This is a genomic window from Mesorhizobium sp. M7A.F.Ca.MR.148.00.0.0 (assembly GCF_003997735.1).
In the GTDB taxonomy this organism is placed as follows: Bacteria; Pseudomonadota; Alphaproteobacteria; order Rhizobiales; family Rhizobiaceae; genus Mesorhizobium.
Map to the genome: position 1 here is coordinate 25880 of NZ_RZTB01000002.1, position 15055 is coordinate 40934.

The following is a 15055-nucleotide window of genomic DNA, read 5'->3' on the forward strand; positions in this document are numbered from 1 at the left end:
ATCGATTGCAGCCCAGGCGCTGCGTGTCGCCGATCATATTCGCAAGGTGGAGCTTACGGCATGATCGGTTTGCGCCGCCCCTCATCCGCCTGCCGGCACCTTCTCCCCGTAAACGGGGAGAAGGAAGCTGGTCGCAACCTCGGCGATCCTTTGGCGATTGGCGAGAACGGCGGCGCGAGCGTCCTTCTCCCCGTCACTATACGGGGGGTTGAGGAGTGGTCCGCGCAGCGGACGAAAAGCCAACTGCTTGGCTTTTCGAACGACGAACGCTCCGGCAGGGCGATGAGGGGCGGCGCTGACATCCGCAAGGCTAGCTTCCAATGACCCGCCCCTCCGCCATCGTCACCGGCGGCGCGCGCGGCATTGGGCTTGCCTGCGCCCAAGCACTGGCGGATGCCGGCTTCGATATTCTGGTCGTCGACCTTGCCGAAACGGCCGCTGACAGACTTGCCACCGACATCACCAAGCGCCGCGCAAAATTCGCCTACGTCCAGTCCGACATCGCCGATCTCGCCAGCCACACCGTACTTGTCGATGCCGCGATGCGCGCCTTCGGCCGCATCGACTGCCTGGTCAACAATGCCGGCGTCGGCGCCGTGGTGCGCGGTGACCTCTTGGACCTCGAGCCGGAGAATTTCGACCGCACGCTCGGCATCAATCTGCGCGGCACCGTGTTCCTCAGCCAGGCCGTCGCCAAGGCGATGCTGGCTGCGCCAGGCGATCACCAGAGGTCGATCATCACCATCACCTCGGTCAGCGCCGAAATGGCATCGCCGGAGCGGCCGGACTACTGCATCTCGAAAGCCGGCCTTTCAATGTGGGTGAAGAACCTGGCACTGCGGCTTGCGCCCGAAAATATCGGCGTGTTCGAGGTCCGGCCAGGCATCATCCGCACCGATATGACATCAGGCGTGACCGCCAAATATGACGCCCTCATCGACGGCGGTCTGGTGCCAGCCAAACGCTGGGGCGAGGCTTCCGACATCGGCGCGGTGGTGGCGACGCTCGCCGACGGCAAGCTCGGCTTTTCGACCGGCTCGATCATCAATGTCGACGGTGCGCTCTCCGTGCCGCGGCTGTAAGTGGACAGTGTCATGACCGACTACATCATCGTGGGCGCCGGTCCGGCCGGCTGCGTTCTGGCCAACCGGCTGAGCGAGAATCCGGCAAATTCGGTCCTGCTGCTGGAGGCTGGCGGTAAGGACTGGCATCCCTATATCCACATGCCGGCAGGCTTCGCCAAGATGACGAAGGGGATCGCCTCCTGGGGCTGGTCGACCGTGCCGCAGAAGCACATGAAGGACCGCGTCTTCTGGTACACGCAGGCCAAGGTTGTCGGCGGCGGCTCGTCCATCAACGCCCAGATCTACACGCGCGGCAATGCCCGCGACTATGATGCCTGGGAGAAGGAAGAAGGCCTCACCGGCTGGGGTTATCGCGACGTGCTGCCCTACTTCAAGCGAGCCGAAAACAACCAGCGCTACGCCAACGATTTTCACGGCGACCAGGGCCCGCTCGGCGTGTCCAACCCGATCGCGCCGCTGCCTATCTGCGAGGCCTATTTCCGTGCCGGCCAGGAGATGGGCATCCCCTTCAACCCGGACTTCAACGGCGCTGCCCAAGAAGGCGTCGGCTACTACCAGCTTACCCAGAAGGATGCCCGGCGCTCGTCCGCTTCAGTCGCCTATTTGAAGCCGATCCGCGCCCGCAAGAACCTGACCGTCCGAGCCGACGTGCTGGTGACGCGCATCGTCGTCGAGAAGGGCCGCGCCATCGGCGTCGAGGTGGTCGACAGGCCGGGCGGCGAGAAGAAAATCCTGCGCGCCGAACGCGAGGTGATCGTCTCGTCCGGCGCCATCGGCTCGCCGAAACTCCTGATGCAGTCGGGCATCGGCCCCGCGGACCATCTGAAGTCGGTCGGCGTCACGCCGGTGCACGACCTGCCCGGCGTCGGCTCCAACATGCAGGACCATCTCGATCTGTTCGTCATCGCCGAATGCACCGGCGATCACACCTATGACAACTACGCCAAGCTGCACCGCACGGCCTGGGCCGGCCTGCAATATCTGCTGCTGAAGAAGGGGCCGGTGGCCTCCAGCCTGTTCGAGACCGGCGGCTTCTGGTACGCCGATCCGACAGCCGCCTCGCCCGACATCCAGTTCCATCTCGGTCTGGGCTCGGGTATCGAGGCCGGCGTCGAGAAGCTGAACAATCCCGGCGTCACTTTGAACTCGGCTTTCCTGCGGCCGCGCTCGCGCGGCACGGTGCGGCTGAAGAGCGCCGACCCGGCCGACCACCCGCTGATTGATCCGAACTACTGGTCCGATCCCTATGACCGCGCCATGTCGATCAAGGGGCTGCGGCTGGCCCGCGAGATCATGCGGCAGAAGGCGCTTGCCCCTTACGTGCTGCGCGAGGTGCTGCCCGGCCCGTCACTCGCCAGCGACGACGAGCTGTTCGACTATGCCTGCCGCAGTTCCAAGACCGACCACCATCCGGTCGGCACCTGCCGCATGGGCCATGACGAGATGGCTGTCGTGACGCCGGATCTGCGGCTGCGCGGCATCGAGGGCCTGCGCGTCTGCGACGCCTCGGTGATGCCGCGCGTGCCTTCATCCAACACCAATGCACCGACCATCATGGTCGGTGAAAAGGGCGCCGACCTGGTCCTTGGCCGCGAGCCGCTGCCGCCGGCGGTGTTTTCCGGAAACCGGGCTGCTTAGCCACTGAGGAGTAAGACATGATCAGGCACTGTGTTTTCGCCAAGTTTCGCAACGATGTTGCCGCCGCCGAGCGCATGGCGATCCATGCCGATCTCGAGGCGCTTCGACAGGTGATCGACGGCATGGACGCCGTAAAATTCAGCGCCAATGTCAGCCCGGAGCCGTTCGCACGCGGCTTCACCCACGGCTTCACCATCGATTTCCGCGATGCCGCCGCGCGCGATGCCTATCTTGTGCATGAAGCGCACCAGCGCGCCGGCGCGCGCCTGGTCGCTGCCCTGGAAGGCGGCACGGACGGACTGCTGGTGTTTGATCTCGAAATCTAGACCTTACCCTCAAGCCACGATCGAGTTCATCGACAGATGGCACCGCTCGCTCTCATCGCACCTTCCGCCATTTCCAGCGGGCGTTCGATCAAATGAGCCACGCGAAAACGTGACCACCGGTCTTCCCTGAACTGACCGATAATTCCCCATCGATGATGATGGAGGAAGATTTGCCCCTTAATTCGCAGCAGAAGAAGACCGTCCTCGCCTCATTCCTGGGCTGGACGCTCGATGCTTTCGATTTCTTCCTTCTGACATTCCTGCTCACCGATATCGCGACCGAATTCCACGCCGACGTGCCCGCGGTCTCCAAGGCGCTGTTCCTGACCTTGGCGACACGCTTCATCGGCGCGTTCTTCTTCGGCATGCTTGCCGACAAATATGGGCGCAAGCCCATCCTCATGCTCAACATCGTCAGCTATTCGGTGATCGGCGCGCTGGCCGCCTTCTCGCCCAATCTTGGCATTTTCCTGGCGCTGCGCGCGCTGTTCGGCATCGCCATGGGCGGCGAATGGGGACTGGGCAGTTCGCTGGCCATGGAATCCATTCCGCCGAGCGCACGCGGCATGGTCTCCGGCATCCTGCAATGCGGCTATCCGGCCGGCTATCTGCTGGCGGCGGTGGTCTATGGCCTGCTCTATCAGCAGACGATCGGCGGCTACACGATCGGCTGGCGCGCCATGTTCCTGCTCAGCTTCGTGCCGGCGCTGATCGTGCTCTTCATCCGATCGCATGTGCCGGAATCGCCGGCCTTCGTCGAAGCGCAGAAGACCGCGAGACCGGGCATGTGGGAAACGCTGCAGAAGCACTGGGGCGTCGCGCTCTATGCCGTCGTCCTGATGATGTTCTTCAATTTCTTCAGTCATGGCACGCAGGACCTCTACCCTACCTTCCTGAAGAAGCAGCACGGCTTCGATCCGCATACGGTGAGCTGGATCACCATCGTCGCCAATATCGGCGCCATCGTCGGCGGCCTGGCCTTCGGCGCGCTGTCGGAGAAGATCGGCCGCGTCAACGCCATCACGCTGGCATGCCTGATCGCCTTGCCATCCATCCCGCTATGGGCCTACTCGACCACGCCGTTCATGCTCGCCATCGGCGCCTTCGTCATGCAGGTCGCGGTCCAGGGTGCCTGGGGCGTCATCCCCGTGCACCTCAACGAGCTTTCGCCCGGCGCGGTGCGGGCGACCTTGCCCGGCTTTATCTATCAGGCGGGCAATCTCGCCGCGTCCTATGGCGGCCCCTATCAAGCAGGAATCGCTGAAAGCGCCGGAGGCAGCTATGGCTATGCCCTGGCACTGTTCGCAGGCGTGGTCGCCGTCTGCATCATCGTCGTCATCCGCTTCAGCCCGGAACGACGTGGCCAGGTGATGACCGTCCTGACCTGAGCGGCGCCTAACCAAGCCTCAGCGCGACGACGCCGGCAACGATGCTGAGCGCGGCGGCACCGCGCCAGCCGGTCATTTTTTCGCCGAGAGCGAAGACCGAGATCATCATGGCAAACAGGATCGAGGTTTCGCGCAGCGAGGCCACCGAAGCGATCGGTGCTTTGGTCATCGCCCACATGACGATCCAGTAGGCGGCGCCGCTGAGCACGCCGGTGAACAGCCCTGCCTTCCAGTCGCGCGCCAGCACCGGCAGTGCCTTCGGCCCGCGGAAGATGAGGCACAGCACCAACGCGCCTAAAGCATCGCAGATGAACAGCCAGGCGGCATAGCTCTGCGCGGTTGCCGCCAGCCGCGCGCCGCTGCCGTCCGACAGCGTGTAGCTGGCAATGAAGATGGAAGTGCCGAGCGCAAAACCGACCGCGCGCAGATTGAGTTTTTCCAGATGCGCGCCGCCACGAAACGACATCACCAGCGTGCCGGCCGACAACAGGAAGATGCCGAGCATGGCGAACGGGCCGGGAATCTCGGCAACGACGAACATGCCGCCGAAGGCTGAGAGCAGAGGTGCGGTGCCGCGCGCCAGCGGATAGGTCTGGGCGAAATCGCCGGCCTTGTAGGCGCCGATCAGGAAGGTCCGGTAGCCCATGTGGAAAATGACCGAGGCGATGATGTAGGGCCACACCTCCGCCTTCGGCACTTCGACGAAGGGCAGCACCACGAGTGCCGCCGCGCCCATGCCTAATGTCATCAGCGTGATCGACAGGAAGCGGTCGAGATGGACCTTGACCAGCGCGTTCCAGATCGCGTGCATGGCGGCGGCGGCAAGCACTGCGAAGAAGACGAAAAGCGTCATGTGGCGATGCCGGGCGTTTCCAGGTCTATGTCGACCCGCAGCGGAAAATGATCCGAGGCAACCTCGCCGATGTCGGCACTGATCGAACGCACCCGCCCGGCGAACATGCCGCCGACGAAGCAATGGTCGAGCCGGCGCTTTGCCAGTCTGCCGTCGATGGTCTTCACATGGGTGTGGAAGTCCGGAACCGGCTCCCCGGCAACGGCGGCGGCATCGACGAAACCGCTGAGATAGGCGGCACCCCTATGGTAGGGCGTGCTGCCGACGATGCGGCGATACTCGGCGCTGTCCGGCTCCATGTTGAAATCGCCCATCCAGATCGCCGCCAGCGGGTTTTCCGGCTCCGCTTCGCCGCTGGTCCAGTTGCGCGTGGGCTCGTCGTCGACGCCGCTCCACGGTCCGCCATCGGACGGTGCCCGGCGATGCTCGGCCATGAGGTAGTCGATCTGCTCCAGCCGCTCCTCGGCCGCGATATGGGCGAGATGCAGCGACAACACCCGCACCGGCCCTGCCGGCGTGCGGATCATGCATTCAAGTGCGGCGTTGCGGGTGTTGAGCGGCCGCTGCGTGCGGCGCATCGGCAGCGCATGCAGCCGCGACCAGACGATCGGAAGTTTCGACAGTACCATGGCGCCGAACTGGCGGCGCCGATTGACCAGACGGCCGTCGCGCCTTTCGCTGGCATCCATGTCGAAGGCCGGGCCGTAGACCCAGTGATGTTCGGGCAGCAGCCGGGAAAGCAGCTCCGGCTGGTCGTCGAAATTGCTGCGCTGCCAGTGCCGCTCGACCTCTTGCAGCGCAATGATGTCGGCGCCGGCAACGATGCGCGCGGCGCGCGAAAGATCGTAGCGGCCGTCGCGGCCGAACCCGTACTGGATGTTGTAGCTGACCAGCTTCATTGCTTATCCGGCTCAATTTCGTGTTGGCAGTAACGGTTCGATGCCACGGTTGCAATGTGCAGGGGAATGGACGTGGCTTGGACCAGCCTTGCCCTTCACCGGGATCATGCACCGATCCCGAAGCACTTCGATATCTTCCGTGCGCCGGAAAACGGCGTGCGATGCCTTATGTATTCAGCGGCTGGAACCGGCCGGGTGGCGACGCCGCCAGTTCGGTCCAGTCGATCTCTTCCTCCAGGCGATGATAGGCTTCGTCGCCAATCGTCCCGTTGCGGCGCAATTCCTCCAGCGCGTCGCGCTGGCTCTTGATCGCATAAAGGCGCAAGCGGTCATATTCGGTCGCCGCCTGGGCATCGTCGGGATTTTTGGCGATCTTGCGTTGAGCGGCATATTGCTCGCGCACCGCAGCCGCCGCGTCCGATGTCTTGCCGCTTAATATGTCCAGCGCGGCCTGCATGACCACGACGCGCGCCTGCGCGACCTCGCGGTCGACCGTTTCGTCCGGGTCGAGGTTCAGCAGCCGCAGCAGCGGCTTCAGGCTCATGCCTTGCAGCACCAGCGTGCCGAGCACGACCGTGAAAGCAGCGAGCACGATCGGGTCGCGGGCCGGGAAGTCAGCCGGCAGGGCGAATGCCGCCGCAAGCGTCACCAAACCGCGCATTCCGCACCAGCCGATCAGCACGCCGCCACGAAACGACGGAGCGTCACGCTGACGATCAGCCACGCCGAAACGGCCAAACCACCTGATGATCGCGCCGCACCCCAGCACCCAGATGAGGCGTGAGACGATGACGATGGCAAGCACTGTCCCGGCCAGGACGAACGCGTCGGTCTGCCCCTGCCCGGCAAGCCTGCCGACGATCGTACGCGCCTGCAGGCCCATCAGCACGAAAGCCAGAACATTGAGCACGAAGACCGCCGTCTCCCAGACCGAATAGGAGCTGATGCGGTTTCTGGCCGGCATGCGGCGCGGTGCGGTGCGGGCGATCGTCATGGCATAGACGACTATGGTGATGATGGCCGATAGTCCGATCCTGTCAGCCAGGATCCAGACCCCGAATGTGCCGGCAAATTGCACCACAGTGCCGCTCGCCGGGTCCTCGATCCGGCCCAGCGTCATCAGAGACACCCGGCCAAGCAGGTAGCCGGCGGCAAGGCTGCCGAGCGTGGACAGCAGGATCATCGGAACGGCGCTGCTCAGCAGAATGGAACCTGCTGCCGCCGAAATCGCCATCCGGTAGATCAGCAAGGCGGTGGCGTCGTTGAGCAGGCTCTCGCCTTGCAGAATGGCAGTGATGCGGTGCGGCACCTTGAACTGGCCAAGCACGGCCGATGCCGCAACCGCATCGGGCGGCGCCACGATGGCGCCAAGCGCTATGGCCGCGGCGATCGGCAGGCCTGCCATCGCCCAGCCGGCAAGTGCGACCGTCGCTGTCGTGAAAAGGACGGCGCCAAGCGCCAGCAGCACAAGCGGCACCCTGTAGCGGTTGAGATCGCGCAGCGAGGTATCATAGGCGGCATCGAGCAGCACCGGCGCGATGAACAGGGCTAGCGCCAGTTCCGGATCGATCTCTATGGTCGGCACGCCAGGCACGAAGGCGATGGCCACCCCGGCCAGCGCCAGCAAAGAGGGATAGGGAACCTGTACGCGCCGCGACAGCGCCGTCAGCGCAACGGCGATCAACAGCAGAACGAGTGTCAGTTCGAAAAGCGCCATGGCCTGTTATAGCCGGGAAGCGAGACGCTGGCAGTGGCAAAGCGGCTGGAAACTGTTGATTGGCCAGCAAGCTCGAGCCGATGGGAATATGCCTCGAATTGCCTTCCACCGATGCCCTGCCAAATCGACAAATGCGCCGGCCGCACTGACATCGAAATCACCGATAGAGGGGTCGCTTAAACACGGACTTCCCTGCATTGCAGCCCATGCCACGCGGACGGAAGCATCTCCCGTCTTAGCAGACCGGGATGCAGCCATTCATTTTGAGCAAGCGCATCAGCCTAGTGCAGCACCAGCATGTCGCTCGACGAGAACGAGATCTCGGCCTTTTCACCGACTGCGGGTGGCGGGGTTGCCGGGCTGTTGAAGGTGTCGAGCGAGACCGTGTTGCCACCGATGCCGACGCGAACCCGGATGACCGAGCCGAGAAAATGCACTTCGGAGATTTCTCCCGAAAGGCTGGAGTCACGGCCGGGCTGACGGCCCAGCGAAATCGCTTCCGGACGCAGCGCCAGCGACAGCGTGTCGCCGGACTTGGAGCCGTTGAGCTTGCCCTTGAGCGAAACCTGTTCGGAATTGACCCGCACCGTGCCTGCAGCGGCATCGGTGACGGTGCCTTCGAGCACGTTCAGCGTGCCGACGAAATTGGCGACGAACTTGGTCGCCGGACGGTTGTAGATCTCGAACGGCGTGCCGACCTGCTCAGCCTTGCCGCCATACATGACGGCGATGCGGTCGGAGATCGACAGCGCCTCTTCCTGGTCATGCGTGACGAAGATGGTGGTGATGCCGAGCTTCTTCTGGATCGAGCGGATCTCCTCGCGCAGCGACACGCGCACCTTGGCGTCGAGCGCCGACAGCGGCTCGTCGAGCAGCAAGAGCTTCGGCTTCGGCGCGATGGCGCGAGCCAGCGCGATGCGCTGCTGCTGGCCGCCCGAGAGCTGGTAGGGATAGCGATCCGCCATCTGCGGCAGCTTGATGATGCCGAGCATCTCGGCGACACGGGCATCGATGTCCGCCCTGGGCATGCCGGCGACCTTCAGGCCGAAGCCGATGTTCTGCGCCACGGTCAGGTTCGGAAACAGCGCATAGGCCTGGAACACCATGCCGACATTGCGCTGGTTGGGCTTCAGCCTCGTAATGTCCTTGCCGCTGACGACGATCGTGCCGGCGCTCGGCTCCTCGAAACCGGCGACCATACGCAGCACGGTGGTCTTGCCGCAGCCGGACGGGCCGAGGAAGGAGACGAATTCGCCGCGCTCGACGTCAAGATTGAAGTCCTCGACCACCGTGGTGGCGCCGAAGGATTTTCGAACGTGCTGGATGGAGAGGAATGGGTCGGCCATGGCTTTGACTTTCAGTTCGGACGGTTCGCCGATCTCGGCGCGAAGCGGGACAGGATCTGTATCAGCGACATGCAGCCCCAGGTGATGGCGAAGGCGATGATGGCAAGTGCCGCCGGCTCATAGGCGCGGTTGGCGCCGATATTCTGCAGATAGGGGCCGAAGGCCGGCCGGTTGAGCAGGCTGGCCATGGTGAATTCGCCGATGACGATGGCGAAGGTGAGGAAGGCGCCCGAGAGCACCGCGATCAGCACGTTGGGCAGGATGACACGGGTGATGATCGTCCCCCAACCAGCACCAAGGATCTGTGCCGCCTCCGTCAGGGTACGCACGTCGATGGTGCGAAGCCCGGTGTCGACGGCGCGATACATGTACGGCAGCGCCAGTGTTGCATAGCCGATGACCAGCAAGGCATTGGTGCCTGTATCGGTCGCCAGGAACGGCAGCGGCGAATTCGACCCGTACATTCTGATGTAGCCGAAGACGATGACGATGGCCGGAATGACCAGCGGCAGCAGGGTAATGAATTCGACGATCGGCCGCAATTGCGGCAGCCGAAGCCGAATCCAATAAGCGGCGGGCACCACGATCAGCACGCCGAGAATGATGGTGAAAACGGCGGCCAGTACCGAATAGCCGAAGGTGGCCTGGAAGCGGGCATCGCCCAACACGACCTTGTAGGCGTCGAAGGAATAGACCCCGCGCCGCATGCGCATGGAAAACTCCACGGTCGCGATCAGCGGAATGAAGAAGTAGGCCGCGCCAAGAGCAAAGACGAGCCAGGCCCAGAACTTTCCCGACTTCATTTCAGCCACCTCTCGGAACGGGTCCGGAACCAGATGTAGAACACATTGGCAAGACCTGTGATGACGATCATGCCGAAGGCGATGGCATAACCGAGATGGGCATTGTGCAGCACATCGCCGCGGATCTGTGCATAGAGCAAAATCGGCACGATGTTGAGCGACGAGCCGGTCAGCGCATAGGCGGTGGCGATGGCGCCGAAGGCGTTGGCGAACAACAGGATCACGGTGCCGAGGAAACTCGGCCAGATCACCGGAATGACCACCATGCGCCAATACTGGGACATGGTCGCGCCCAGCGTCGCGGCGGCCTCGCCCCATTCCTTCTTCAGTCCGTCGATGGCCGGCACGATGATCACCACCATCAATGGTATCTGGAAATAGACATAGGTCAGTGTCAGGCCCCAGAATGACAGGATGTTGAAGCCGTGCGCGTAGATGTTAAGGCCGAACACGGTGTTCAGGATCACCGTCGCAAGGCCGAGGCGGCCGAGCGTGGCGAGGAAGGCAAAGGCCAGCGGCACGCCGGCAAAATTGGAGGCCACGCCGGAAAACGTCAGTGTCGCCGAACGTATCCAGTCCGGCAGGCCACCGCGCACGATGGCGATGGCAATCGCCAGGCCCGCAAATGCGCCAATCAGCGATGACGCAAGACTGATCTTGATCGAAATCCAGTAGGCGGCAACGATGGACGGTTGCGCCAGCGCTGCGATGTTCTCGAGCGTGAATTCGCCGGCATCGTTCTGGAATGCACCCAGCATCAGATAGAGCGTGGGCAGGATGAGGAACATGATGGCGAAGATGAAGAAAGGCGCGACACCAAGCCATTGTGTCGGCAGCCGCATGCTGCGTGCTTCGGCGGGAGGCGCAGTCTTCCCGGTAACAGCGTGGTCGGACAATGAGATATCAGTCATGCGCCGGCTACCGTCTCGAGAGAAGGACCGGGCGGCCGCGAAGCCGCCCGGCATGGTGTGAGTTACTTCACGTTGGCGCCGACGACGGCATCCCAGTTCTTGGTGATGGCTTCCTTGGACTTGCCCTGCTCCTCGAGTGTCGGGAACACGGCGGACGCATAGGCTTCGGCCGGCGGCAGCTTGGCCAGGATGTCAGCCGGGATCTTGCCGTTTTTGGCGAGATCGTTGAAGCGGATCGGGTGGCAATAGCCTTTCAGCCAGCCGATCTGGCCTTCGTCCGAGTAGAGGTATTCGAGCCAGAGCTTGGCTGCATTCGGATGCGGCGCGTAGGCGCTGATCGCCTGCACATAGACACCGGCGACGACACCGGTCTTCGGCACGACGACGTCGACGGGCGGATTGCCCTTCAGCGTGTCGCGGCCGGCGAGCGCGTTGTAGTCCCAGGTGACGAGGATCGGGGTCTGGCCCTGGGCGAGCGTCGCGGCCTTTCCGATGACCGGCACGAAATTGCCGGCGGCATTGAGCTTCTTGAAGAAGTCGAGGCCAGCGGTACCGGCAGCTTCACCAGCGGCGGCACCCGACGACAGGCCGGCGGCATAAACCGCCTGGATCGCCTGGTTCGAGGCACGCGGATCACCGGCAAGGGCCACCGAGTTGGCGAATTCCGGCTTCAGCAGGTCGGCCCAGTCGGCCGGAGCTTCCTTGACGAGGTCCTTGTTCACCTGGAAGGAAAGGACGCCGTAATAGTCGCCGGTCCAGAAACCGTCGGCATCCTTGGCGCTGTCGGGGATCGAGTCCCAGGTCGACACCTTGTAGGGCTGGATCAGGCCGTCGGCCTTGGCGGTCGGGCCGAAGGACAAGCCGACGTCAATAACGTCGGGTGCCTGCGGACCCTTGTTGTCCTTGTTGGCCTTGATCGCCTCGATCTCGTCGCCGGAACCGGCATCGGGATTAAGTTCGTTGACGGTGATTTCCGGATACTTCGCCTTGAAACCGGCAATGACGTCGCCGTAGCCGCACCAGTCATGCGGCAACGCGATGGTGGTGAGCTGGCCTTCCGCCTTGGCGGCCTTGACGAGATCGTCCAGCGAATCCGCGGACGAAATCACCGTCGACGCGAAAAGCGCCGCGGCCGAAAGGGAAAGCACTTTCCCCGTGAATTTGAACATGTGTTCTCTCCGTTGAACTGACGCCGTTGGACGCCTGCGATGCGGTATCGTTTTCATGTGACAGCCAGATGAAAGCTTTGTGAAAGCGGCTGCTCGCAGTGCGAAAAAGTAAACTCTTTTTAACCTGATGTAGCAATCGCTCCGCGATTCTTTTTCCGGCTAACTAGTTTTTGCCTTGCCCGTCATCCTCCCCCTTGTTTTCATAGCCCCTTTCAGATCACTTTGCGGCGCGGAAAACGCCTCAGATCGTGCCGGCGATGGCGTTTTCGAGCAAGGTCAGCGCCGCCTTCTTGGTCAGCTTGACCGGGTTGCCGCCGGCAGTCGGATCGACCACCGCCATATCGGCGATCAGCGTCTTACGCTTCTTGTCCATGTCGAGCCCCTTGATAAGGCCGGGCAGTGCATGCGGCACCTTCAGTTCCTTGCGAAGCTTGATGATGGCTTTGGCGAAGCCGTCAAAGCCGCCCTTAATGCCGCAATAGGCGGCGAGCCGGCCGATACGCTCCTCGATGGAGTCCCGGTTGAAAGCCAGAACATAGGGCATGAACACCGCGTTGGTCATACCGTGATGGGTGTCGTAGAGCGCGCCGACCGGATGCGACAGCGAGTGGATGGCGCCGAGCCCTTTCTGGAAGGCGGTGGCGCCCATGGCGGCGGCGCTCATCATATGGGCACGCGCAACGAGATCCTCACCGTTGGCATAGGCCTTCGGCAGGTTCTCGAAGACCAACCTCACACCTTCGACGGCGATGCCGTCGGCCATCGGATGGTAGCCGGGCGCGCAATAGGCTTCGAGGCAATGGGCCAGCGCATCCATGCCGGTACCGGCGGTGATGAAGCCCGGCATGCCGACCGAAAGCTCCGGATCGGCAATGACGATAGCCGGCAACAATTTGGGATGGAAGATGACCTTCTTGGTGTGCGTGGCCTCATTGGTGATGACGCCGGCGCGGCCGACTTCCGATCCGGTCCCGGCGGTGGTGGGCACGGCGATGATCGGCGCGATGGCATCCGAATTGGCGCGCGTCCACCAGTCGTCGACATCCTCGAAATCCCACACCGGCCTGACCTGCCCGGCCTGGAAGGCGATCAGCTTGCCGAGATCGAGCGCCGAGCCGCCGCCGAAGGCGATGACGCCGTCATGCTTGCCCTTCTTGAACACGGCGATGCCGGCGGTCAGGTTGGATTCGACCGGGTTCGGCCTGACCTCGGAGAAAACGCCGTAAGGGACCTTCGCATCGTCGAGGATCTCTAGGGTCGAGGCGACGACCGGCAGTTTCGCCAGTCCAGGGTCGGTGACGAACAACGGCCGCTTGATGCCGGTGGCCGCCAGCACCTCAGGCAATTCCTTGATGCGGCCGGCGCCGAAGCGGACGGTGGTGGGGTAGTTCCATTTGGAGATCAGCTTGGACATTTTTGTCTTTCAATAAATCAGATGGCTTCGCGCAGATGGAATGATTTCGGCCTGGTGAGATTGTCATAGCCGATGGCCGACAAGCCCGCGCCCTTGCCGGTGTCCTTGACGCCGGTCCAGACCAGTGCCGGATCGAGGTAGTCGCAGCGGTTCATGAACACCGTGCCGGTCTCGACGCGGTTGCCGATCGCAACCGCATGCTCGGTATCGCGGGTCCAGATCGAAGCCGTCAGCCCGTAAGGACTGTCGTTCATCAGTGCGATCGCCTCTTCGTCGTTACGCACCTTCATGATGCCGACGATCGGTCCAAAGCTCTCTTCGCGCATGACGCTCATCTGATGGTCAACATTGGTAAGCACTTCCGGCGCCAGATAGGGCGAACCGGCCTTGTCGTTAGCCACCTTCATGTTGACGTGCGCCACCGCGCCCTTGCGCAGCGCCTCGGCCTTCTGTTCACGGATCAGGTCGGCGAAGCGCGCCTGCGCCATCGGTCCCATCGTCGTCGCCTGGTCGAGCGGGTTGCCGACGACATAGTTCTTGGTCTCGGCGATGAAGCCTTCAACGAATTCGTCATAGACCTTTTCGTGCACATAGACGCGCTCGATGCCGCAGCAACACTGGCCGGAATTGTAGAAGGCGCCGTCGACCAGATTGGCGATCGCATGATCCATCTTGGCATCCGGCAGGACATAGGCCGGATCCTTGCCGCCAAGCTCGAGGCCGAGCGTCATGAAGGTGCCGGCCGCAGCCTTTTCGATGGCGCGGCCGCCGGCGACCGAACCGGTGAAGTTGACATGGTCGATCTTGCCCGAGCCGAGCAGCTTTTCGGTCTGGGCGTGGTTGAGGACGACATTCTGGAACACGCCCTTGGGCAGGCCGGCCTTGTCGAAGGCCTGCTGGAAACGCTCGCCGACCAGCAGCGTCTGCGCCGCATGCTTGAGGATGACGGCGTTGCCGGCCATCAGCGCCGGCACGATGGTGTTGACGGCGGTGAGGTAAGGATAATTCCAAGGCGCGATCACCATGACCACACCGAGCGGATCCTTCTTCACGTAGCGGCGGAACCCTTCCTTCGGGTTGGAGGCCGGCATCGACTTGAGCGCCTGCTCGGCGATCTCGACCATATAGGTGGTGCGTTCCTTGACGCCGCCGAACTCGCCGCCATAGCGCACGGGCCGCCCCATCTGCCAGGCAATCTCCGGCACGATCTCGTCTGTTATCGCGACCAGCGCTTCCAGCATGGCGAGCATATACTTGCCGCGCTCGACGATCGGCGTCTCAGCCCACTTCTCCTGCGCCGCATTGGCGCGCTCGACCGCGGCATTGATCGCATGGTCCGTTGCCACGGGCCGCTCAGCGTAGATCGAGCCATCGACGGGGGTAATGAATTTGACCGTCTCGGTCATTTTGTAAGTCCTCGTATTCTACAACAAAAATCGTATGGCCTGGCGCTGCCCCTCATCCGCCTGCCGACACCTTCTCCCCATTCTTCACGGGCAAGGGTGA

General features: G+C 63.1%; 14 protein-coding genes. 5 read left to right on the forward strand and 9 right to left on the reverse strand.

Annotated elements, in window-relative coordinates; translation table 11 throughout:
* Positions 1–60: 60 nt before the first annotated feature.
* From EOB49_RS36850 to EOB49_RS01060, 5 genes are all read left to right on the forward strand, one after another.
* Positions 61–324 carry a hypothetical protein gene (locus tag EOB49_RS36850; RefSeq protein WP_206526077.1) on the forward strand — a complete coding sequence of 88 codons (264 nt, stop codon included), beginning with the start codon at positions 61–63 and terminating at the stop codon, positions 322–324.
* Positions 321–1082, forward strand: coding sequence for a 3-ketoacyl-ACP reductase (locus EOB49_RS01045; RefSeq protein ID WP_127379887.1), 762 nt, complete (start codon positions 321–323; stop codon positions 1080–1082). The genes EOB49_RS36850 and EOB49_RS01045 overlap by 4 nt, the downstream gene beginning before the upstream one ends.
* 12 nt (positions 1083–1094) lie before the next feature.
* Positions 1095–2723, forward strand: coding sequence for a GMC family oxidoreductase N-terminal domain-containing protein (locus tag EOB49_RS01050; protein WP_127379888.1), 1629 nt, complete (start codon positions 1095–1097; stop codon positions 2721–2723).
* Positions 2724–2740: 17 nt separating this feature from the next.
* Positions 2741–3049, forward strand: coding sequence for a Dabb family protein (locus tag EOB49_RS01055; protein ID WP_127379889.1), 309 nt, complete (start codon positions 2741–2743; stop codon positions 3047–3049).
* 170 nt (positions 3050–3219) lie between these two features.
* Positions 3220–4437: an MFS transporter gene (locus EOB49_RS01060; protein WP_027037618.1), complete on the forward strand. Its 1218-nt coding sequence runs from the start codon at positions 3220–3222 to the stop codon at positions 4435–4437.
* Between the two features lie 7 nt (positions 4438–4444).
* Here the strand turns inward: EOB49_RS01060 and EOB49_RS01065 are convergent, their stop codons facing one another.
* From EOB49_RS01065 to EOB49_RS01105, 9 genes are all read right to left on the reverse strand, one after another.
* Entirely contained in the window at positions 4445–5290 is an 846-nt protein-coding gene (locus EOB49_RS01065) for an EamA family transporter (RefSeq protein ID WP_127379890.1), read from the reverse strand.
* Positions 5287–6189 carry an endonuclease/exonuclease/phosphatase family protein gene (locus EOB49_RS01070; protein ID WP_127379891.1) on the reverse strand — a complete coding sequence of 301 codons (903 nt, stop codon included), beginning with the start codon at positions 6187–6189 and terminating at the stop codon, positions 5287–5289. The genes EOB49_RS01065 and EOB49_RS01070 overlap by 4 nt, the downstream gene beginning before the upstream one ends.
* A 166-nt stretch (positions 6190–6355) precedes the next feature.
* Positions 6356–7906, reverse strand: coding sequence for a sodium:proton antiporter (locus tag EOB49_RS01075; RefSeq protein WP_127318720.1), 1551 nt, complete (start codon positions 7904–7906; stop codon positions 6356–6358).
* Between the two features lie 281 nt (positions 7907–8187).
* Positions 8188–9252, reverse strand: coding sequence for an ABC transporter ATP-binding protein (locus tag EOB49_RS01080; RefSeq protein WP_013529688.1), 1065 nt, complete (start codon positions 9250–9252; stop codon positions 8188–8190).
* Between the two features lie 11 nt (positions 9253–9263).
* Complete coding sequence (locus EOB49_RS01085; RefSeq protein WP_127379892.1) at positions 9264–10055, reverse strand: ABC transporter permease; 792 nt, start codon at positions 10053–10055, stop codon at positions 9264–9266.
* Positions 10052–10966 carry an ABC transporter permease subunit gene (locus tag EOB49_RS01090; RefSeq protein WP_023810098.1) on the reverse strand — a complete coding sequence of 305 codons (915 nt, stop codon included), beginning with the start codon at positions 10964–10966 and terminating at the stop codon, positions 10052–10054. Before EOB49_RS01090 ends, EOB49_RS01085 begins: the two co-directional genes overlap by 4 nt.
* Before the next feature lie 62 nt (positions 10967–11028).
* Positions 11029–12135, reverse strand: coding sequence for an ABC transporter substrate-binding protein (locus EOB49_RS01095; RefSeq protein WP_127329393.1), 1107 nt, complete (start codon positions 12133–12135; stop codon positions 11029–11031).
* A 241-nt stretch (positions 12136–12376) separates the two neighbouring features.
* Entirely contained in the window at positions 12377–13549 is a 1173-nt protein-coding gene (locus EOB49_RS01100) for an iron-containing alcohol dehydrogenase (RefSeq protein WP_127379893.1), read from the reverse strand.
* A 17-nt stretch (positions 13550–13566) separates the two neighbouring features.
* Positions 13567–14955, reverse strand: coding sequence for an aldehyde dehydrogenase family protein (locus EOB49_RS01105; RefSeq protein ID WP_127379894.1), 1389 nt, complete (start codon positions 14953–14955; stop codon positions 13567–13569).
* Positions 14956–15055 lie beyond the last annotated feature (100 nt).